Raw genomic sequence first — 21,381 nt, forward strand, 5'->3', positions numbered from 1 at the left:
ACGAGGTTCGAAAATATATGGCCGACGTCACTGTTGCCCAATTCGCTGAAGTCCTGAAAGTGCCCGTCGACCGGCTGCTCACGCAGCTGGAGGAAGCCGGCATTCCGGTGGAGGGCGCAGAGGACAAGATCAGCGACGAGGCCAAGCTCGAGCTGCTGACTTACCTGCGGGAAAGCCATGGCCGCGAGGCGCCGGCAGCCACGCCGCGGAAGATCACTCTCAAGCGCAAGACCCAGAGCGAGCTTCGCCAGCCGGTGGGCCAGGGTCGCGCCCGCACGGTGAACGTCGAGGTGCGGAAGAAGCGCACTTACATCAAGCGCGACGTGCTCGAGGAGCAGGCGCGCCAGCAGCAGGAAGAGCTCGATCGCCAGCGCCAGGCAGAGGAAGAGGCCAAGCGCAAGGCCGAGGAAGAGGCCCTGCGTTCCTCGGAGGAGGAGCGGCGCCAGCGCGAAGAAGAGCAGCAGCGCCTCGTGGCCGAGGAACAGGCCAAGCGCGAGGCCGAGGAAGAGGCGCGGCGGACCGCCGAGGCCGAGGCCCGGGCAGCCGCCGAGGCGGAGGCCCAGGCTGCCGCCGAGGCGCGCAAGCGCAGCGCCGAAGAGGACCGCAAGCGGCGCGAAGCCGAGCGCGCCGGCCCGCGGCGGGGCACCCAGGCCGACGAAAGCGCCACCCGTTATGGCCGCAAGGAACTGCATGTCGCGGGCGACAAGTCCGGGCGCCGCCGCAAGCGCGCCACCACCGGCCGTCGCGCCGGCGCCACGCAGATCGAGCGCCAGGGCTTCGAGCGCCCGACCGCGCCGGTCAAGCGCGAGGTCGCGATCCCCGAAACCATTACCGTCTCGGAGCTGGCGCAGAAAATGGCCGTCAAGGCGACCGAGGTGATCAAGACCATGATGGGCATGGGCGCCATGGTCACGATCAACCAGGTCATCGACCAGGACACGGCGTTGATCGTGGTCGAGGAAATGGGGCACACGCCGAAAGTCCTGAAAGAGAACCAGATCGAGGAAGTGGTTGAAGCGGCCTCCAGGAGCGCCGGCGACGTCGAGCCCCGCTGGCCCGTGGTCACCATCATGGGCCACGTCGATCACGGCAAGACGTCCCTGCTCGATTACATCCGCCGCAGCCGCGTGGCCGCCGGCGAGGCGGGCGGCATCACGCAGCACATCGGCGCCTACGTGGTCGAGTCCGCCAAGGGCCGCATCACCTTCCTCGACACTCCGGGCCACGCAGCCTTCACCGCCATGCGGGCGCGCGGCGCCCAGGCCACGGACGTGGTCATCCTGGTCGTGGCCGCGGACGACGGCGTGATGCCGCAGACCGTAGAAGCCATCCAGCATGCGCGCGCGGCTGGCGTGCCGATCGTGGTCGCGGTCAACAAGATCGACAAGCACGGCGCGGATCCCGAGCGCGTCAAGAGCGAACTGGCGCAGCAGGACGTCATCCCCGAGGACTGGGGCGGTGACACCCAGTTCGTCAACGTTTCCGCCCATACCGGCGAGGGCGTCGAGGCCCTGCTCGAGTCGGTCGCCCTGCAGGCCGAAGTGCTGGAGCTCAAGGCAGTCCCCACCGGCCCGGCCAAGGGCGTGGTGATCGAGTCGAGCCTCGAGAAAGGCCGTGGCGCCGTGGCCACGGTGCTGGTCCAGCAGGGCACCCTCAATCCGGGCGACGCAGTGCTCGCGGGCCGCGAATACGGCCGCGTGCGTGCGATGTTCAACGAGCTCGGCAAGCCGCTGAAGGAGGCCGGGCCTTCCACCCCGGTGCAGGTCCTGGGCCTGTCGGGCACTCCGATGGCCGGCGACGACGTCGTCGTCCTGCCGGACGAGCGCAAGGCGCGCGAGGTCGCGCTGCATCGCCAGGGCAAGTTCCGCGACGTCAAGCTGGCGAAGCAGCAGGCGGCGAAGCTCGAAGACGTGTTCACCCAGATGGAAGAGGGCGAGACCAACAGCGTCCAGCTGCTGATCAAGGCCGACGTCCAGGGCAGCGCCGAGGCGCTCCGCGACGCCATGACCCGTCTTTCCAGCGACGAGGTGAAGGTCAACGTCATCGGCAGCAACGTCGGTGGCATCACCGAGTCCGACGTCAACCTGGCAGCGGCCTCGAACGCCATCATCATCGGCTTCAATACGCGGGCCGATGGCGCGGCGCGAAACGCCATCAAGGAGACCGGCGTCGACGTCCGCTACTACAGCATCATTTACGAGGCCATCGACGACGTGAAACAGGCGATCACGGGCCTGCTGTCGCCGGAGATTCGCGAGCAGATCGTCGGCGTGGCCGAGGTGCGCGAGGTGTTCAGCTCGCCGAAGTTCGGCCAGGTGGCCGGTTGCCTGGTGACAGAGGGCGCCGTGCGGCGGAACAACCCGATCCGCGTCCTGCGCGACAACGTCGTGATTTTCGAAGGCCAGCTCGAATCGCTGCGCCGCTTCAAGGACGACGTCAACGAGGTCAAGTCCGGCACCGAATGCGGTATCGGCGTGAAAAACTACAACGACGTCCGCGTCGGCGACCAGATCGAGTGCTTCGAGCGGGTCGAGATCGCCCGGAGCATCTGAGGTCCAATGCCCAAGGAGTTCTCGCGCAGTCGCCGGGTCGGCGAGCAGATGCAGCGCCTGCTGGGCGAGGTGCTGCTGCGCGACGTCAAGGATCCGCGCGTGCAGGGCGTGAGCATCACTGCGGTCGACGTGTCGCGTGACCTCTCGCACGCCACGGTATGGTTCAGCCTGCTCGACCCGGAGGCGGATCCGGCGCCGGCTGGCGAGGCCCTGGCCCGGGCCGCGGGACTGATCCGCGGCAAGCTCGGGCGCGCCATGTACATTCGCCAGGTCCCGGCGCTGCATTTCCGCCATGACGAGAGTCTCGAGCGGGGCGCACGCTTGTCCCAGCTCATCGACCAGGCCGTGGCGACCGACAAGGACAGGCACGGCGACGATGAATGAGACCTGCGCGCCAGGACACGCGCGGCCGGTGGCTGCGCCGGACGGCGTGGTCCTGCTCGACAAGCCGGTCGGCTTGTCCTCGAATACCGCCTTGCAAAGAGTCAAGCGCCTGTTCGGCGCGCGCAAGGCAGGCCACACCGGCAGCCTCGACCCGCTGGCCAGCGGCCTGCTGCCGATCTGCCTGGGCCAGGCTACGCGTTTCTCGGGCTACCTGCTCGAGGCCGCAAAAGGCTACGAAGTGCGCGGCCAGCTGGGCGCGCGCACGGCCACCGGCGACGCCGAAGGCGAGGCCGTGGAATCGTGCGCCTGGGAGCACGTGGGCCAGGATGCCTTCGAGCGGGCCTTGGCCGCTTTTCGCGGCCCGATCCACCAGGTGCCGCCAATGTATTCCGCCCTCAAGCAGGGCGGCGAGCGGCTCTATCGCAAGGCCCGGCGCGGGGAAGAGGTCGAGCGCCCCGCGCGCCAGGTCGAAATCTACCGGCTGGAGCTGCATGACTGGCAGCCGCCCGGGTTCTCGTTCCGGGTGGACTGCTCGAAAGGCACCTACGTGCGGACGCTGGTGGAGGATATCGCCGCGGCAGCCGGCAGCTGCGGGCACGTCACGGCCTTGCGTCGCGTACGCGCAGGCCCGTTCGACGCCGCCGGGATGCGGACCTTCGAGGAACTGGATGAACTCGCCGCACGCGGCCCCGCGGCGCTGGCGGCCGTCGTGCTCGCCCCGGACGCGGCCTTGCCCGACCTCCCCGCGCTGGCGCTGCCCGCCGGTGACGTGCACCGGCTGCGGTGCGGCCAGGAGCTCGAAGGCGTTGCCGGTGAGCGGCCCGGGCCGGTGCGGGCATACGGCCCGGAGGGCTTCATCGGCGTGGCGGAGCGCGATGCCGCCGGCAAGGTCCGGGCGCGACGGCTGCTGAGCACGGCGGACGAGCAGCTAAGGTGACGAAGATAAAGGGTTTTTACATCTCGCAGGCTTGTTCCATACCGTGCTGACGGGATAGAATGGCCTGCTTTTCATACGGTCAATAGCAGAGAAGGTTTTCAGGAGATAGCAGATGCCTCTGTCGGTCGAGCAGAAGAAGGAAATCATCAAGGAGTACGGTCGCGGCAACGCCGACACTGGCTCTCCGGAAGTGCAGGTCGCCCTGCTGTCCGCGCGGATCAGCGAGCTCACTGAGCATTTCAGCACTCACAAGAAGGACCACCATTCGCGGCGTGGTCTGCTCAAGCTGGTCAACCAGCGGCGCCAGCTGCTGGACTACCTGAAGCGGAAGGACATCGGCCGCTACCAGGACCTTATTTCCCGTCTCGGCCTGCGTCGCTGAGTATCTTCCAAGCCCGGTCGTGGGGACCGGCAGAAAACAGGCGAAGAAAGTGAATCTGACTCCTATCAAGAAAACCTTCCAGTACGGTGCCCATACGGTCACTATCGAAACCGGAGAAATCGCGCGCCAGGCCGATGCTGCGGTCATGGTCAACATGGGCGACACCGTGGTGCTCGTCACGGCGGTGGGCCGCAAGCAGGCGGCGGAGAACCAGAAGTTCTTCCCCCTGACCTGCAACTACCAGGAAAAGACCTATGCCGCGGGGCGTATCCCCGGCGGGTTCTTCAAGCGCGAAGGGCGGCCGACGGAAAAAGAGACGTTGACTTCCCGCCTGATGGATCGGCCGGTCCGTCCTCTGTTCCCGAAGGGCTTTCTGAACGAAGTCCAGGTGATCTCGACCGTGATGTCGGCCAATCCCGACATCGATCCGGACATCCCGTCCTTGATCGGCGCCTCCGCGGCCCTCTCGCTGTCCGGCCTGCCGTTCGGCGGCCCGATCGGGGCGGCCCGGGTGGGGTATATCGATGGCGAGTACGTGCTCAATCCGACCAACACCCAGCTGGCCGAGTCGAAGCTCGATCTCGTGGTCGCGGGTACCGCCCATGCGGTGCTGATGGTCGAGTCCGAAGCCAAGGTGCTGCCCGAGGACGTGATGCTCGGGTCCGTGGTGTTCGGGCACGAGCAGATGCAGGTGGTGATCAATGCCATTAACGAGCTGAAGGCCGAGGCAGGCAAGCCGGCCTGGGACTGGACGCCGCCGGCCAGCAACGATGACCTTGCCGCGGCCGTGGCCGCCGAGGCCGAGGCGGCGCTGAACGACGCCTACCTGATCACCGTCAAGCAGGACCGCTACGCCAGGGTCGACGAGATCAAGACCGCGGTGAAGGAAAAGCTCTGCGGCGGCGACGAGCCGGCCTGGACCCCCGAGGAGGTCAAGGACGCGCTCAACAGCCTCGAAAGCCGCATCGTGCGCGGCCGCGTCATCCGCGGTGAGCCGCGCATCGACGGGCGCGACACGCGCACCGTGCGCCCGATCCAGGTCCGCACCGGCGTGCTGCCGCGTACCCACGGTTCCGCGCTGTTCACGCGCGGCGAGACCCAGGCGCTGGTGGTCACCACGCTCGGCACCGGCCGGGATGCCCAGATCATCGACGCCTTGTCGGGCGAGTTCCGCGAGCCGTTCATGCTGCATTACAACTTCCCGCCGTTCTGTGTCGGCGAGACCAGCTTCATGCTGGGGCCGAAGCGCCGCGAGATCGGCCACGGCAAGCTGGCCCGCCGTGCGGTGCAGGCCGTTTTGCCCGACATGGAGGACTTCCCCTACGTGCTCCGCGTCGTATCCGAGGTGACCGAGTCCAACGGCTCCAGCTCCATGGCCAGCGTCTGCGGCGCCAGCCTGGCGCTGATGGACGCCGGCGTCCCCGTCGCGGCCCCGGTGGCCGGCGTGGCCATGGGCCTGGTCAAGGAGGGCGACAGCTACGCCGTGCTGACCGATATCCTGGGCGACGAGGACCATCTCGGCGACATGGACTTCAAGGTGGCGGGCACCTCGGACGGTGTTACCGCCCTGCAGATGGATATCAAGATCGACGGCATCACCAGCGAGATCATGTCCAACGCGCTGGCCCAGGCCCGCGACGCGCGCCTGCACATCCTCGGTGAAATGAACAAGGTCATCGACAAGCCGCGCGAGAAGATGTCCGACTGGGCGCCCACCATCATCGCCTTCAAGATCGACCCCGAGAAGATTCGCGAGGTCATCGGCAAGGGCGGCTCGGTCATCCGCCAGATCACCGAGGAGACCGGCGCCACGATCGATATCGACAACGACGGCACCGTCCGAATCGCGTCGGTGGACGGCGAGTCGGGCCGCGAGGCACGCCGCCGCATCGACCTGATTACCGCCGACGTCGAGGTCGGCCAGGTGTACGAGGGCAAGGTCGCCCGCCTGATGGATTTCGGCGCTTTCGTCACCATCCTGCCCGGCAAGGACGGGCTGGTGCACATCTCCCAGATCTCCGACGAGCGGGTCGAGCGCGTCAGCGACAAGCTGAAGGAAGGCGACGCCGTGCGCGTGAAGGTGCTCGAGGTGGATCGGCAGGGCCGCATCCGCCTGAGCATGCGCAACGTCGACTGAGTCTAAAAAAAGCCCCCGTCGTTGCCGGCGGGGGCTTTAAAACGGACGCTTGGAAGCGACCAAATGGAGGAGTCGTCAGAGATGATGCGTCGCATCAATTGACGCGATGCACAATATCAACCCCTCCAGGCGCTGTCAACACTCCCCGCGACGCGGATTCAGCGCTTCCCGCCCCGACCCGATGAGCCCGGGCGGTCGTCGTCGTCGTCCCGCGACGAGGCGAAGTTGCGGAAGATCTCCTCCTGGAGGGCCTTCCAGCGCTGGAAGTTCTTCTGGGCGATACCCGCGACCATCCCCACCGGATCCAGTCCGACCACTTCCTTGACCCGGTCGCGCAACTGCTGCTGCTGGCTCATGAAGAGCCGCAGGCTCTGGTCCAGGTAGCCGCCGACCATGCCCTGCATGGCGCTGCCGTAGGAGCGGATGATCTGGGAGAGAAAGTCCCGGCTCATGATCGGTTCGCCGCTCTGCTCCTGCTCGCTGATGACCTGGAGCATGATGCTGCGGGTGATGTCCTTGCCGGTCTTTTTCTCCACCACCACGAAGTCGACCTTCTCGACGACCAGCCGCTTGATGTCGGACAGGGTGATGTACCTGCTTTCTTCCGTGTCGTAGAGACGGCGGTTGGGATACTTCTTGATGATCCTGGGCTCGCTCATGAGGGCTCCGTAATATGCGGCCGTAGGCTGGCCGGTGGCGGGCTGCTGACTCCTAAAGATAATCCATTTTGCAGTGCAGCTAAAGCTTTGCAGGCGCCGGTATGCTGCGGCGCCCGGCCAGATGCTGCGGGTCCCAGCGGCCCACGGCCCAGGACCACTGCTCCGCCGGGGGCGCGCCGCGCAGCGCGTCGGGCGGCGCGAGCCCGAGACTGTCGAGCGCCAGCCACGCCAGTTCACCGGCGCGGCGCAGGTCCAGGGCCGCGGCGCCTGTCTGCTTGCTGAGCTTTTCGCCCGTCGGCGTGACGATCACCGGCAGGTGCATGTAGCGTGGCCTGGGCAAGCCCAGCAGCTGCTGCAGCCACAGCTGGCGGGGCGTGGAGTCGAGCAGGTCGATGCCCCGCACGATGTCGGTGATGCCGGCGTCTGCATCGTCCACCACCACCGCGAGCTGGTAGGCGATCAGGCCGTCCCGGCGGCGCACCACGAAGTCCCCGGTTTCGGTTTCGAGCTGCTGGCTGAACCAGCCCTGCAGGCGGTCGTCGATCCCGAGCTCGTCAGCCGCGGTCCGGACCCGCAGCACCGGGGCGCGATCGGTCCCGAGGCCGAGTTCCCGGCAGGTGCCCGGATACCGCCGGTCTTCCGGGCGCCCACGGCCTGCGTTGGCCGCGGCGATGTCGGCCCGGCTGCACTCGCAGGCATAGGCCCAGCCGCTCTCGTGCAGACGCGTGAGGGCGGCGTTGAAGGCCTCCTGCCGGCAGCCCTGGAAGGCCACGGGGCCGTCCCAGTGCAGCCCGAGAATATCCAGGGCGCGCAGGATGGCCTCGGTGGCGCCGGGCTGTTCACGCGGCGGATCGATGTCCTCGATGCGCAGCAGCCATTCCCCGCCGGCCGCGCGGGCGTCCAGCCAGCTGGCGGCGGCCGCCAGCAGGGAACCGAAATGCAGGGGGCCGGTCGGGGAGGGGGCGAAACGCCCGCGGTAGGCGCCGACAGGCGGCTCCGCGGGGCTTGGCTGGCCGGTGGGAAGCTCAGCGCTCGTCGCGGTCGCGATACTGCTTTTCGGCGAGCTCACGGCGCTCCTGGGCTTCGACCGTGAGCGTCGCCACGGGACGGGCTTCCAGGCGGCGCAGGCCGATCTCTTCGCCGGTCTCCGAGCAGAAACCGTACGTGCCGTCCTCGATGCGCTGCAGGGCCTGCTCGATCTTCTTCAGCAGCTTGCGTTCCCGGTCGCGGGTGCGGAGTTCGAGGCCGAATTCGGATTCCTGGGTCGCGCGATCATTCGGATCGGGGAAATTAGCCGCCTCATCCTTCATGTGATGGACCGTGCGGTCGACTTCCTCCATCAGTTCCTGCTTCCAGGCGTCCAGGATCTGGCGGAAGTGCTCCAGCATCCGGTCGCTCATGTAGTCCTCGCCCGGGGCGGGCTGGTAGGGCTTGAACGACTTCAGCGGACCGGAGAATGCAAAGCTCGGTTCCGGGCGCTCGGGGTTGATGGCCAGCGGCTTCTTGGCGCGACTGCGGCCGGGGGCTCTCTTCTGTGCCGGCGCCTTCTTGGCGGCAGGCTTTCTCCTGCTCACCGGCTTCTTGGCCGCAACCTTCTTCGCCACCACCTTCTTGGTCGCCGGCTTCTTGGCTGCGGCTTTCTTCGCCACCACCTTCTTGGTCGCGGACTTCTTCTTGCTCACCGGCTTCTTGGCTGCAGGCTTCTTGGCTGCAGGCTTCTTGGCCGCGGCCTTCTTTGCCGCAGGTTTCTTGGCAGCAGGCTTCTTCGCCGCCGGCTTGCTGGCCGCGGTTTTCTTCTTGCTGGGAGCCTTTTTGGCCGCGGTCTTCTTCTTGCTCGCGGCCTTCCTGGCGGGGGCCTTGCTGGCGGCAGCCTTGCGGGCGGCGGGCTTCCTGGCAGAGGTCTTCTTCACTGAAGTTGTCTTCTTCGCAGCAGGCGCCTTCTTGGTCGCCGTCTTCTTCTTGCTGCTCTTTCTCGCGGGCATCATGGCCTCCCGGCGGATGGCGAAATCTGGTGCTGTGGGTTGGACCCGACGCGCGGTATCTGGCGCGCCCGGGTCAGCGATACAAACTGCGCTTTTTAGCCCGTTTCGCGTCCGGAGTCCAGCCCCGGGGGGGATCAGGGCAGCTCCACCCGGACAGGCGGGGCCCAGCCGTCCTGGCGGTGCTCGGCGACCACGGTGGTGTAAAGTCCACCGCGCACGTTGAAGATCGCCGTGACCCGCATGAAGCGCGGCGCCAGCCGGTCGCAGAAGTCCTGGAGCATCCGGTTAGTGACGGCTTCGTGGAACGCGCCTTCATCGCGGAAGCTCCACATGTAGAGCTTCAGTGACTTGAGCTCGACACAGCGCTCGTCCGGGACGTATTCGACGAGAATCTCGGCGAAGTCGGGCTGGCCCGTCTTGGGACAGAGACAGGTGAATTCCGGGATCCGGATCCGGATGGTGTAGTCCCGTTCCGGGGAAGGGTTGGGGAAGGTCTCGAGGTCCCGGTTGGGCATGGCGTCAGCGCCCAGGGCGCGCAATTCAGACACGATGGAACTCCTTTTGCGGGGGCCGCCCGGAGGCCGGCGCCAGGCCCGCAGCGACTGGAATTGAATGCGAATTACTTTACACTAGCCCGGTTGTGTCAATCACGCGGCGCGAACCGCCTGGAATCTCCCCTGCATGCGTCTCAGCAAGATCAAGCTGGCTGGCTTCAAGTCTTTCGTCGACCCCACCACGATCCATTTCCCGAGTAACCTCGTGGGGGTCGTCGGGCCCAATGGCTGCGGCAAGTCCAACGTGATCGACGCCGTGCGCTGGGTGATGGGCGAGAGCTCGGCGAAGCACCTGCGCGGCGACGCGATGACCGACGTGATCTTCAATGGCTCGACCGGGCGCAAGCCGGTCGGCACGGCATCCATCGAGCTCCTCTTCGACAACTCCGACGGCGCGGCGGGCGGCCAGTACGCCGGTTTCGGCGAGATCTCGGCCCGGCGCGTGCTGTCGCGCGACGGCACCTCGACCTATTTTCTCAACGGCGCCCGCTGCCGCCGCAAGGACATCACCAACCTGTTTCTCGGCACCGGTCTCGGCCCGCGCAGTTACGCCATCATCGAACAGGGCATGATCTCGCGGCTGATCGAGGCGAAGCCCGAGGAGTTGCGGACCTACCTCGAGGAAGCGGCGGGGATTTCCAAGTACAAGGAGCGGCGGCGCGAGACGGAGACGCGGATCCGCCACACCCGGGAGAACCTGGAGCGGCTGAACGACCTGCGCGAGGAGGTCGAGAAACAGATCCGCCACCTCCAGCGCCAGGCGCGGACCGCCGAGCGCTACCGCGAGATGAAGGCGGGTGAGCGGCGCCTGGAAGCCGAGCTGCTGGCGCTGCGGCTGGGTGGGCTGGAGGCGGAAGCGTCCCGGCACCGGGCGCTGCTGGCAGAGGGCGAGAACCGGCTGCAGGAAGCGGTAGCGGCGTTGCGCCGGGTGGAAGCCGAGCTCGAGGCGGCGCGGGAACGCCATCGCGAGGACAGCGAGGCGCTCAACGTGGTCCAGGGCGACTACTACCGCGTCGGCGCCGAGATCGCGCGGGCCGAGCAGTCCATCCAGCATGCCCGGGACTTGCGCCACCGGCAGGGGCAGGAACTGGAGCAGGCCGAGCAGGGGTTGCTCGAGATTCACCAGCACATCAACCGGGACCAGGACACGCTCGCAGAGCTGAACCGTGTCCTGGGAGAGCTCGGCCCGGAACTGGAGTCTGCGCGGAGCAGGGAAGCTGCCTCCGCCGAGGCGTTGCGCAGTGCCGAGCAGGCCATGCAGGACTGGCAGGCCGGCTGGGACGAGTTCAATCGCGAGGCGGCCAACGCCCGCGAGGTCGTGGAGGTGGAACGGGCTCGAATCGAGCAGCTCGACGGCCAGCTCGCACGGTTCGCGGATCGCCGGCGCCGCTTGCAGGAAGAGCACGGGCGGCTGCAGGGGGAGACCGGCGAGGTCGATCTCGAGGCCATGGACCGGGAGCTCCAGCAGGCGCGGGAGCGCGAACAGGCGGCCCAGCAGCAGGACGAGGCCGTCCGGGACGAAATCCTCGCGCTGCGCGAGGAGGACGCCACCCTGGTCACGCAGCTCGACGAGGGGCGCAATGCGCTGCAGACGCTGCGCGGCACACTGGCTTCCCTGGAAGCGCTGCAACAGGCGGCCCTGGGGCGCGACGGCGGCAAGCTGATCGAGTGGCTGGACGGACAGGGCCTGGCCGGGCGCCCGCGCCTGGCCGAGAAGCTGGCGGTCGAGCCGGGCTGGGAGCGTGCCGTCGAGACCGTGCTGGGCGATTACCTCGAAGCGGTATGCGTGGAAGGCCTGGACGAGATCACCGGGGCACTGGACCAGCTGACCCAGGGCGCGGCGAGCTTCGTGGAGTTCAATGCGGGCGCCGGCGAGGCGGTCGGCGAGGACCTGCTCGCCCACAAGGTCCAGGGCGGCGCCGGCGCCCGGAGCCTGTTACGGGGCGTGCGGGCCGTCGAGGACCTTGGCGCCGCGCTCGCCCTGCGCAGCGACCTGCGGCCCGGTGAGTCCGTGATCACCCGGGACGGGATCTGGCTCGGGGCGAACTGGCTCCGGGTCAACCGGGCCGAGGATCCGCATGCAGGCGTGCTGGCGCGGGAGCAGGAGATTCGCGAGTTGCGCGCCTCGCTCGGCGGCACGGCCTACGAAGTCGAAGAACTTGTGGCCCGGCATGAGGAAGTCCAGGCCCGCCTGGCCATGCTCGAGTCCTCCCGCGAAGAAGTCCGCCAGCGGGCGGCGGAGGCCCACCGCAGCGCCGCCGGCCTGCAGGCGGGGCTCGACACGGCCCGGTCGCGCATGGAGCAGGCCGGCAACCGTCTCCAGGCGCTGGCCCAGGAGCTGGGGGAGATCGAAACCCAGCAGGCGGAAATGGAGGAGAGTGTCCGCCAGAGCCGGGCGCGGCTGCAGCAGGGTATCGACTCCATGAGCGATTTCGAGGCCCGCCGGCTCGCGCTGGAGGAGGAACGCGCCCAGCTCAGGGCGACCCTGGAGTCGGCACGCGACCAGTCCCGCGCGGACCGGGCTGCGGCACAGGAGATCGCCATCCGGGTCGAGTCACGGCGCTCCAGCCTCGATTCGGCCAGCGTCAGCATGCAGCGCTTCCAGGAGCAGGTGGCACGCTTCAGCGCCCGCAAGCAGGAGCTCGAGCGGCAGCTCGACGCTGGGGTCGAGCCGCTCGCCGAGCAGGAGGCCAGGCTAGCGAGCATGCTGGCGGACCGGGTCCAGAGCGAAGAGCGACTCGCCGCGGCCCGTCGCAAGGTCCAGGAGGTGGAGGCGACGCTACGCGAGCAGCAGGACAACCGCAGCGTGCGGGATACGACCGTGGCCGAGGCGCGGGAAAGCGTCGAGGCCGCACGACTGGCGGCGAACGAGAACCGCGTGCGGCTGCAGACCGCCGTCGAGCAGTTCACGGCCACCGGCTTCGAGCTCGAGACGCTGCGGGCCGAACTGCCCGAGGATGCAGCCATCCCGGACTGGGAAGAGCGCCTGGCGCAGCTGGCGACAAAAATCGAACGGCTCGGCCCGATCAACCTGGCATCGATCGACGAGCTCCAGGAGCAGACCGAGCGCAAGAGTTACCTGGACGCCCAGCTGGCGGACCTGAACGACGCCCTCACCACGCTGGAGAACGCGATCCGCAGGATCGACCGGGAGACCCGGGCCCGTTTCAAGGACACCTTCGACGAGGTCAATGCCGGAATCCAGGAGATTTTCCCGCGCCTGTTCGGCGGCGGGCATGCCTACCTGCAACTCGAGTCGGACGACCTGCTGGAAGCGGGGGTCACCGTGATGGCGCGGCCGCCTGGGAAGCGGATCAGCACGATTCACCTGATGTCGGGCGGGGAGAAGGCGCTCACCGCTGTCGCGCTGGTGTTCGCGATCTTCCAGCTCAATCCTGCGCCCTTCTGCATGCTGGACGAGGTGGACGCGCCGCTCGATGACGCGAACGTGGGCCGCTTCTGCGATATAGTCCGATCGATGTCCGAAAAGGTGCAGTTCATTATCATCACGCACAACAAGACCACCATGGAGATGGTGAGCCAGTTGACGGGCGTGACCATGCACGAGCCGGGCGTGTCGCGCCTGGTGGCCGTCGATATCGAGGAAGCCGTGCGGATGGCGACCGCCTGAGGCGGGATGGAGGAGGCAGGTGCCTGAGCTTCGCTGGATACTCACTGCGGTCGGCGTTGTCGTCATCGTGGGCGTCTACCTCTGGAGCCGGCGCCAACGCGACGACGAGGACGACGCGCCGGGGCGGCGCGAACCGCGGCTCGGCGACCAGGAGGCACCGTGGGACCCGCTGGAAGGTCCGGCGGAGCAGCCTGAAGCGGAGTTCGACAAGCCCGCGCGGCAGCGTCGCGCTGCGGCGGAAGCGGACCCTGACGGCTCTCCCGGGGCGGCCGAAGGCGGGGACCAGCTGATCGTGGCGCTCCGGTTGCGGGCGCGGCAGCCCGAGGGTTTCGACGGCTCGGACCTGGTCAAGGCCTTCTCCGCCGAGGGCCTGGAGTACGGCAAGTTCGGCGCCTTTCACGCCCTGGACGAACGGCGCCGCAGCCGCTTCCTGGTGGCCAGCCTGGTGGAACCGGGCAGCTTTGAAATCGAAAAGATGCACGAGCTCCGCTGTCCCGGCGTATCCATGTTCATGGTGCTGCCAGGAACGCGCGAGCCGCTCTCGGCGCTGGATGCAATGTTCGGCTGTGCCCGCCGACTGGCCGACCGGCTGGACGGCGAAGTCCTGGACGACAAGGGCAACGCCCTGACCATGCAGCAGGCCGGCTGGCTGCGCGAGAAGGTCGTCGAGTTCCATCGACGCAGCAAGCTGGCCGGCGATACTCCCCCAGACCCGGTCACGTGAGCGAGCCGGGCGGACAGGCCGCCGCCCGCGCCGCGGAGCTGCGGGAGCGCCTGGACTATCACAATTATCGCTACTACGTCCTGGACGACCCGGAAATCCCGGACGTCGAGTACGACCGGATGTTTCGTGAGCTCGAGGCGCTGGAAGCCGAGCACCCCGAGCTCCGCACGCCGGACTCCCCGACGCAAAGGGTGGGCGGGGCCCCCGTCGAGGGTTTCGGCGAGGTCCGGCACCTGGTGCCGATGCTGTCGCTGGAGAACGCCTTCACCGCGGACGAGCTGCAGGCCTTCGACCGGCGGGTGCGGGAACGGCTGGAGACGGATGACCAGATCAGCTACGCGGCCGAAACCAAGCTGGACGGCATGGCCATCAGCCTGCTCTACGAGGACGGCCACCTGGTTCGCGGCGCGACCCGCGGAGACGGGCAGACCGGCGAGGACGTCACCCATAACGTCCGCACAGTCGAGTCCATTCCCTTGCGCCTGCGCGGGAAGGGCCATCCGCCCAGGCTCGAGGTCCGCGGCGAGATCTACATGCCGAAGGCGGGTTTCGCTTGCCTGAACGAACGGCTGGCGGCAAGCGGGAGCAAGACCTTCGTCAATCCGCGCAACGCGGCGGCCGGCACGCTGCGGCAGCTGGACCCGAGGGTCGCAGCCCAGCGCCCGTTGGAGTTCTTTGCCTACGGTGTCGGCTACTGCGAGGGCGCCGAGCTGCCGGAGCGCCACAGCGAAGTGCTGGAGATGCTGAAGGGCTGGGGCGTGCGGGTCTCTCCGCTGAACCGTGTCGTCCAGGGGGCGGCGGGATGCCAGGCGTACTACGACCAGATGCTGGGGGAACGTGACGAGCTGCCCTACGAAATCGATGGTGTCGTATTCAAGGTCGACAAACGCACCCAGCAGCAGGCGCTCGGGTTCGTTTCGCGGGCGCCGCGCTGGGCCGTAGCCTTCAAGTTCCCGGCCCAGGAAGTCACCACCGTGGTGCGGGGCGTCGACTTCCAGGTCGGGCGGACGGGCGCGCTGACACCGGTTGCGCGGCTCGAGCCGGTGTTCGTCGGCGGCGTCACCGTCAGCAATGCGACGCTGCACAACATGGACGAGATCGAGCGCAAGGATGTCCGGATCGGCGATACCGTTATCGTCCGGCGCGCCGGTGACGTGATTCCCGAAGTCGTCCGGGTGCTGCACGAACGGCGCGAGGGGCATCCTGAGCCCGTGGAGTTGCCCGCGAAGTGCCCGGTGTGCGGGTCCGACGTGGTTCGTCCGGAGGGCCAGGCCGCGGCGCGTTGCTCCGGCGGGCTTTTCTGTGCCGCTCAACGCAAGGAAAAGCTGAGACACTTCGCTTCCCGCCGGGCCATGGACATCGAGGGCCTCGGCGCCCGCATCATCGAGCAGCTGGTCGAGGAGGGCGTGGACGGCAGGGAGGTTCAGACCCCGGCCGACATCTATGCCCTGACGACAGATGAACTCGCCGGCCTCGAGCGGATGGGCGAGAAATCGGCAGCGAATCTCGTTGCCTCCATCAGCCGCAGCAAGGACACGACCTTCGCGCGGTTCCTGTTCGCACTGGGCATCCCAGAGGTAGGCGAAGTCACCGCAGCGAGCCTGGCGCGGCATTTCGGCAGCATCGACCGGCTGGCCGAGGCTGAAACGGACGACCTGGAAGCCGTGCCGGATGTCGGCCCCGTTATTGCGCAGCATGTGCATGAGTTTTTTCGGCAGCCGCATAACCTTGATGTGATAGCGGCACTTCGAGCGCGTGGTGTAAACTGGCCCGCGATCGATTACGAGCCCGACGTGCTCCCGCTTGCGGGCAAGAGTTTCGTCTTGACTGGGGCGCTCGAAACGATGACCAGAGACGAAGCCAGGGACAGGATCCAGGCCGCCGGTGGCAAGGTTACCGGCAGCGTGTCCGGCAAGACGGATTACGTAGTCGCTGGAAAGGACCCTGGCTCCAAATTGGACAAGGCGGAGCAACTGGGCGTCACCGTCCTGAATGAATCCGAATTGTTGGAGTTATTACCCGACGCTTAATGCGGCTTGCGTCGGGCTCATCGACCTTACCGGACACTCGCAAGAATGCCATACGCCATAAAACAGGCAGTTTTGACTGCGTGCCACCAGTTGCTAAAGCCGGTAGCGCGCATGCTGATTAGGCACGGGGTCGGATATCGGGAATTTTCTGAGGTCGCGAAAGCCACATTCGTCGAGGTGGCGAGTGATGATTATGGTATTCGGGGTAGAAAGACGAACATGTCGAGAGTCGCCGTTATGACGGGGCTCTCGCGAAAAGAGATCAAGCGTATCCGGGATGCCCGTTCCTCTGGCGAGTTGACGTCAATAACGAATGCAATGCGCGCCCGTAGACCAGAGCAGATCTTAACTATCTGGCATACCGATCCTGATTTTCAGGACCGCGATGGGCGACCGAAACCCATACCTCTCGATGGCGCCAATGCTTCGTTCATGGCTCTTGTAAGTCGCGTTGGCGGAGACATACCCCCGAAAGCGATGCTAAACGAGCTATTGCGCGCCGGTTCAATCGCACAGGAAGGCGAACGCTTTCGGGTACTTTCAGAGTCATACGTCCCGGAACCTCATGATCCAGAAGCGATCCTCTTAGGAGGAGGGGCTCTCCGCCACTTGGCAACAACTATTAACTACAACCTTGGAAGCGAAGATCCAGAGAGGCGTTTCTTTGAGCGCCGAGTCTATTCCGACCGGTTAGCGGATGGGCAAAGAGCAAAGTTCAAGAAACTTGCTCGAGAGAAGTCTGATCTACTCCTACGAGATTTCCATGCATGGCTTACCGAGCGCGAGAGCGCGCCCGAAGATCTTGAAATTGGGGACTCGAATTCAGTGATTGGTGTTGGCGTATACTTCTTCGACGACGCGGTTGAGCCTGATGATTCAAGCGAGTTGAGATAATTTGCGTAGAAAGAAAAAAACGGGGCGCCGAAGCGCCCCGTTTTATTGCCTGAGGTTTCTTTAACCTCGATTTCTATCGTGGATGTACCAAAGACGCTTTATCTAGCGTTGTCCAGATCCGTCAATCCCAAAAATGGCAACGCCTGAACCATCAATACCCCTGATGGTGACCCAGGCACCTGAGCCATCGATCCCGCGCTGACCGGAGCCATCGATGCCGCGCTGGCCCGAACCGTCGATGCCAAAGGTCGCGACGCCGGAACCATCGATGCCGCGCTGGCCCGAACCGTCGATGCCAAAGGTCGCGACGCCGGAACCATCGATGCCGCGCTGGCCCGAACCGTCGATGCCAAAGGTGGCGACGCCGGAACCATCGATGCCGCGCTGACCGGAGCCATCGATGCCAAAGGTCGCGACGCCGGAACCATCGATGCCGCGCTGACCGGAGCCATCGATGCCAAAGGTCGCGACGCCGGAGCCATCGATGCCGCGCTGGCCCGAACCGTCGATGCCAAAGGTGGCGACGCCGGAACCATCGATGCCGCGCTGGCCCGAACCGTCGATGCCAAAGGTGGCGACGCCGGAACCATCGATGCCGCGCTGGCCCGAACCGTCGATGCCAAAGGTGGCGACGCCCGAACCATCGATGCCGCGCTGACCGGAGCCATCAATCCCTCTTACCAGGAAGGTCATGTCGCCCGAGAAAGTCGCAACCCCATCGATAACCAGCGCGGATCCCGACGTGGGCTGGGTACCGACAACGACGGCGAGTTTGCCTCGGCTAAGTCGGGACCAATCTGCAAATCGGTGGTGATGACCTGCGTCCAGCTTCAGTTTGCCAAGTTTGGTGCCGGACTTTGCTGCCCCACTAGAATTCAGAATACCGCTAGCGATCACGATCGAACTGCCCGGAGCGTAGACGCGGGCAAGCTTGGCGACGCGTGATACGCGTAGTCCTCCATCGCTGGACAGAGAGCCAAAGACCGCGACGTAATCAGATGGAAGCAAACCTACTTGCCGAGACGAGATCTCAATCCACGTGCCGAGGATGCTGATTCGGCGGCCGTTCGCGCTTATCCGCTCGACGGGCCCAGCGAACAGGAGGCCACGGAGTGTAGTGCCCTGAGTGACTTTCGAGGAAACCTGCGGCTTGCCGCCGTGGCTCGAGTTTGACGCTTGGGCGTGGTGTGGCATTGCAAAACCGATAGCGCCAACCGCAAAGACCGCTGCGGCAAGACTAACTGCCTTGCCCAGCCAGATTCGTTTCGATATCTCAATCATTGCTAATTTTCCTCGGGATAGTTGGTGTCTTTTTCGAACCAATACACGCCAATGCCAACGTGCTTGGCATCTGGAGATTCATTGAAAGGCTTATAGGTCTCGCCTGATTGACGTCGTCGTTTGCGGATCTCTTTGAGCTGTTCATTGAGCCAGCTATCAAGACGGGCAAGGAACGACTGTCCTTCCTCCTTGGCTAGTTCCCTAAAACCGTCAAGGAGAGGCCCCGATAGGGGCTCATGGGTATACATTCGGCGTTCGAAATGGGGCGGTCCGATTCGATTCGGATTCAGGTTGAAATCCAACGTTTCAGCTAGGTCATGAAGCACCCAACTCATACGTTCGATGCTCTCAGGCCTGAGGCGCCCCGTGATGTAGGGTCGATTAGTAAGCTTGGCGCGCCCAGAGGAAGTGATGTCTACGACGCCGACTCGCTTTAATTCCTCCAGCGCTTCGTCGGGAGGCGTCTTTACTGCAAATCTTCGTACGAGGTCGGGGAAGGTCTGCTCACCCGGCGTCAGCGGCAATTCCTTGGGGACACCATAGGGACCGGCAAAGTCTCGTTGCCAGCCAGCGATCAGGCGGCCAATTAACGTCAGTTTGCTCAGCTCTTCCGCGGCTCCGACGGCCAGAGTCGCCTTGATCCGTTCGGCCTGATCTCTGGGAAGTCCGCTAAGAATGGCCAATTGCGAGGCGGAATTCGTCGCAGCGGGGTGCAGATCCTTGGCGCATTCGGCGATGGCGCGCCGGAGTGCATCATGAAGGTCTTCATATGCCAGCCCATGTCGCAGCGCCATTCGCACGATGGGGAGCATCAGGTTCCGGAAGCCAGCGAGGTAGACCGCACGAAAGTTATTGCTCGCGGAAGCGGCGAAGCGATCGAACCTCGATTGGGCGTTAGGGCTCTGCATACGAATGACGAACGTCCTGAGCGCTTGCGGGGAACGGCAAGAAAACCGGGGCGCCTTTGGCAGCCGGATTTGACTATAACCAGCCATCTTTTCTGGTCAAATATTCAACATATTGCAGCTGTGATCCCGGCTGGATTACTGGCAGGGCGGTTTCGATAAAGCGGACTTGTCAAGAGAAAAAACGCGAGTATTCAGGAGATAAGAGTAAGTACTTGCGAAGGTGGTGAAGTACGCTCAGGGCGTGATTGGAACGCGATTATGTCAAATACCGGCTCAGAGGGCCTTGAAGGGTGAGGAACGGGGTTAAGCTCGAAATCGAGGCTCACCCGGCAGCACCTGCTCGCGATGCCGGAATCTGCGCCGAATCCCAAGGATTTCCGTAAGCGGCGACGACCAGACCCAAGATCGAGGGATCAGGGCATCGGATCTTCGAGCCTTGGAACCCGGGCACCCAGGGCGCCCATAGGTGGCTCACGCGCTTGGCGTGGTACACGTCGCTCCGGGCAGGGCGTTGCGCTATACCCGCAGCAGGTTATGTAAAACTGTGAACGAGCTCACGGTTTCGAGTGCAAGAGTTTGGATTTAGTCACACTTTTGGCACGCACTCTCGTCTTGGCGCCGACCAGCCCGGCGGGTTCATGACGAGATGGTGCGCTGCAGCACAGGAAATTGCGCGGAGGACTCAGAGCTCGTCCGGGCTGAACGCCTGGACCGCGAGGGCATGGATGTCGGTTTCCATCAGTTCCCCCATGGCGTCGAACACGAGGCGGTGCCGGGCGATCCGGGAAAGGCCCTGGAACGCGGGCGAAACGATCATCACGCGGAAATGGCCCCGACCGTCGCGGGCGCCCGCATGACCAGCGTGTAGCCGACTTTCATCCTCGATCTCCAGGAGCTCCGGCTGCAGCTGTGTTTCGAGGCGTTGGCGAATCTTCTCCACGCGGTCCTGAGTCATCGAGAAATACCTCATTGGCGGCGGCCTTCCCGGCTAGAATGTGCGCCATGGCCGATTTGATAGAGATCCACCCGCAAAACCCCCAGGCGCGTCTCGTTCGCGAGGTCGCGGACATGATCGAGTCCGGGGGTATTGTGGCGTACCCGACGGACTCTTCCTACGCCTTCGGCTGGGCCATGGGCAACAAGAGTGCACAGGAGCGCATTCGGCGCCTGAAGCACCTGGACAAGCACCACCATTTCACCCTCGTATGCGAGGGCCTGTCGGAGCTGGCCAGTTACGCCCGGGTGGATAACCAGGCCTATCGCCTGTTGCGCGCGCTGACGCCGGGGCCGTACACCTTCATCCTGCCGGCGACCCGCCAGGTGCCCAACCGGCTCCAGCACCCGAAGCGCAAGACCATCGGGATCCGCGTGCCGGCCAACCCCATTGCGCTGGCCCTGCTGCGCGAGCTGCCCGAGCCTTTGCTCAGCACGACCCTGCAGCTGCCCGAGCAGGACGAGCCGATGAACGAGCCGTGGGAAATCCGGGAACTGCTCGACCACGAGCTCGCCGCGGTCGTCGACGGCGGGCCCTGCGCCCTGGACTCGACTTCGGTGGTCGACCTCACCGGGCCGGTCCCGGTCGTCGCCCGGGTTGGCCTCGGCGATGTGAGCCACCTGGAAACGGCCTGACTCAGGGCGTGATCGCTTCTCTATAATAGGCCGATGCAACAGCTTTCCCTGCTCCAGATCCTCGCGGTCGCGGCCATCCCGGTGCTCTTCGCCATCACCCTGCACGAGGTGGCGCACGGGTGGGTGGCGCGGCGCTTCGGCGACCGTACTGCGGAGATGCTCGGCCGCCTGACGATCAATCCTCTCAAGCACATCGACCCGATCGGCACGGTCGTCGTCCCGGCGCTGGCGCTGGCGACGACCGGGTTCCTGTTCGGCTGGGCCAAGCCGGTGCCGGTGGCCATGCGCAACCTGCGCAATCCGCGGCGCGACATGATGTTCGTTGCCGCCGCGGGGCCCGGCGCCAACCTGGTGATGGCGCTGTTCTGGGCCTTCTTCACCAAGCTGGTCGCGATCAGCGGGCTCGAAGGGATGAGCGCGCAGTTCTTCCTCACCATGGGCCAGATCGGCGTGTTCATCAACGTGATCCTGGCGGTGTTCAACATGCTGCCGATCCCGCCGCTCGACGGCGGGCGGGTGCTGAGCGGACTGCTGCCGCCGCGCGCCTCGAGCCGGCTCGATGCGATCGAGCCTTACGGGCTGATCATCGTGCTCGCCTTCATCTTCTTCGCCTGGGGCTACTTGCGTCCCGTGATTGCATCGGTTACCAACTTTTTCATGTCTATCGCAGGCTTGGGCTGACAGGCCGGCACGGAGC

Annotated in this window: 18 protein-coding genes and 1 pseudogene; 11 read left to right on the forward strand and 8 right to left on the reverse strand. The window is 65.6% G+C overall.

Annotated elements, in window-relative coordinates; genetic code table 11:
- The first annotated feature begins 17 nt into the window (after positions 1–17).
- The 5 genes from infB (at position 18) to pnp (ending at position 6,392) form a co-directional block, all read left to right on the forward strand.
- On the forward strand, positions 18–2,552 hold the full coding sequence (infB, locus tag G6N75_RS13800; protein WP_165348940.1) for a translation initiation factor IF-2: 2,535 nt from the start codon (positions 18–20) through the stop codon (positions 2,550–2,552).
- Positions 2,553–2,558: 6 nt separating this feature from the next.
- A complete protein-coding gene (rbfA, locus tag G6N75_RS13805; protein WP_165348941.1) occupies positions 2,559–2,936 on the forward strand; it encodes a 30S ribosome-binding factor RbfA in 378 nt (125 codons plus the stop codon).
- Positions 2,929–3,873, forward strand: a complete 945-nt coding sequence (gene truB, locus G6N75_RS13810) for a tRNA pseudouridine(55) synthase TruB (protein WP_165348942.1) — start codon at positions 2,929–2,931, stop codon at positions 3,871–3,873. The genes rbfA and truB overlap by 8 nt, the downstream gene beginning before the upstream one ends.
- 112 nt (positions 3,874–3,985) lie before the next feature.
- The gene (rpsO, locus tag G6N75_RS13815) at positions 3,986–4,255 is read left to right on the forward strand and encodes a 30S ribosomal protein S15 (protein ID WP_165348943.1); all 270 of its coding nucleotides are present in this window, start codon (positions 3,986–3,988) and stop codon (positions 4,253–4,255) included.
- Between the two features lie 55 nt (positions 4,256–4,310).
- Positions 4,311–6,392 carry a polyribonucleotide nucleotidyltransferase gene (gene pnp / locus G6N75_RS13820; protein WP_165349177.1) on the forward strand — a complete coding sequence of 694 codons (2,082 nt, stop codon included), beginning with the start codon at positions 4,311–4,313 and terminating at the stop codon, positions 6,390–6,392.
- Positions 6,393–6,550: 158 nt separating this feature from the next.
- Here the strand turns inward: pnp and phaR are convergent, their stop codons facing one another.
- From phaR to queF, 5 genes and pseudogenes are all read right to left on the reverse strand, one after another.
- The gene (gene phaR, locus G6N75_RS13825; protein WP_165348944.1) at positions 6,551–7,051 is read right to left on the reverse strand and encodes a polyhydroxyalkanoate synthesis repressor PhaR; all 501 of its coding nucleotides are present in this window, start codon (positions 7,049–7,051) and stop codon (positions 6,551–6,553) included.
- A 79-nt stretch (positions 7,052–7,130) separates the two neighbouring features.
- Positions 7,131–8,120 carry a tRNA glutamyl-Q(34) synthetase GluQRS gene (gene gluQRS, locus G6N75_RS13830; protein ID WP_346765536.1) on the reverse strand — a complete coding sequence of 330 codons (990 nt, stop codon included), beginning with the start codon at positions 8,118–8,120 and terminating at the stop codon, positions 7,131–7,133.
- Positions 8,077–8,496 carry an RNA polymerase-binding protein DksA gene (gene dksA / locus G6N75_RS15365; protein ID WP_240901164.1) on the reverse strand — a complete coding sequence of 140 codons (420 nt, stop codon included), beginning with the start codon at positions 8,494–8,496 and terminating at the stop codon, positions 8,077–8,079. Before dksA ends, gluQRS begins: the two co-directional genes overlap by 44 nt.
- 57 nt (positions 8,497–8,553) lie before the next feature.
- A pseudogene (locus tag G6N75_RS15370) lies at positions 8,554–9,036 on the reverse strand (histone H1-like repetitive region-containing protein); the annotation flags it as partial.
- 131 nt (positions 9,037–9,167) lie between these two features.
- The gene (gene queF / locus G6N75_RS13840; RefSeq protein WP_165349179.1) at positions 9,168–9,548 is read right to left on the reverse strand and encodes a preQ(1) synthase; all 381 of its coding nucleotides are present in this window, start codon (positions 9,546–9,548) and stop codon (positions 9,168–9,170) included.
- 166 nt (positions 9,549–9,714) lie between these two features.
- On the opposite strand from queF, the gene smc reads away from it, so the two are divergent.
- From smc to G6N75_RS13860, 4 genes are read left to right on the forward strand one after another with little or no spacing between them, the layout of a single operon-like run.
- The gene (gene smc, locus G6N75_RS13845) at positions 9,715–13,218 is read left to right on the forward strand and encodes a chromosome segregation protein SMC (protein WP_165348946.1); all 3,504 of its coding nucleotides are present in this window, start codon (positions 9,715–9,717) and stop codon (positions 13,216–13,218) included.
- Positions 13,219–13,237: 19 nt separating this feature from the next.
- Complete coding sequence (locus G6N75_RS15585) at positions 13,238–13,942, forward strand: cell division protein ZipA C-terminal FtsZ-binding domain-containing protein (RefSeq protein WP_165348947.1); 705 nt, start codon at positions 13,238–13,240, stop codon at positions 13,940–13,942.
- Complete coding sequence (ligA, locus tag G6N75_RS13855) at positions 13,939–15,972, forward strand: NAD-dependent DNA ligase LigA (protein ID WP_165348948.1); 2,034 nt, start codon at positions 13,939–13,941, stop codon at positions 15,970–15,972. Before G6N75_RS15585 ends, ligA begins: the two co-directional genes overlap by 4 nt.
- Positions 15,973–16,017: 45 nt before the next feature.
- A complete protein-coding gene (locus tag G6N75_RS13860) occupies positions 16,018–16,866 on the forward strand; it encodes a DUF6502 family protein (protein ID WP_276611305.1) in 849 nt (282 codons plus the stop codon).
- 102 nt (positions 16,867–16,968) lie between these two features.
- Here the strand turns inward: G6N75_RS13860 and G6N75_RS15380 are convergent, their stop codons facing one another.
- The 3 genes from G6N75_RS15380 to G6N75_RS13880 all read right to left on the reverse strand — a co-directional run bounded on the left by G6N75_RS15380 (position 16,969) and on the right by G6N75_RS13880 (position 20,010).
- Complete coding sequence (locus tag G6N75_RS15380) at positions 16,969–18,147, reverse strand: hypothetical protein (protein ID WP_240901138.1); 1,179 nt, start codon at positions 18,145–18,147, stop codon at positions 16,969–16,971.
- Positions 18,148–18,149: 2 nt separating this feature from the next.
- Complete coding sequence (locus G6N75_RS13875) at positions 18,150–19,142, reverse strand: DUF6502 family protein (protein WP_346765537.1); 993 nt, start codon at positions 19,140–19,142, stop codon at positions 18,150–18,152.
- Between the two features lie 595 nt (positions 19,143–19,737).
- Positions 19,738–20,010 (reverse strand): BolA family protein, encoded by a 273-nt coding sequence (locus G6N75_RS13880; RefSeq protein WP_165348953.1) that lies wholly within the window; start codon positions 20,008–20,010, stop codon positions 19,738–19,740.
- A gap of 56 nt (positions 20,011–20,066) precedes the next feature.
- Here G6N75_RS13880 and G6N75_RS13885 point away from each other — a divergent pair, with 56 nt between their 5' ends.
- Together G6N75_RS13885 and G6N75_RS13890 are read left to right on the forward strand one after the other, a co-directional pair.
- The gene (locus G6N75_RS13885; protein WP_206203162.1) at positions 20,067–20,684 is read left to right on the forward strand and encodes an L-threonylcarbamoyladenylate synthase; all 618 of its coding nucleotides are present in this window, start codon (positions 20,067–20,069) and stop codon (positions 20,682–20,684) included.
- Between the two features lie 33 nt (positions 20,685–20,717).
- A complete protein-coding gene (locus G6N75_RS13890) occupies positions 20,718–21,365 on the forward strand; it encodes a site-2 protease family protein (RefSeq protein WP_165348955.1) in 648 nt (215 codons plus the stop codon).
- The last annotated feature ends 16 nt before the right edge of the window (positions 21,366–21,381 follow it).

This window comes from Thioalkalivibrio sp. XN8, assembly GCF_011058255.1.
Lineage (GTDB): Bacteria > Pseudomonadota > Gammaproteobacteria > Steroidobacterales > XN24 > XN24.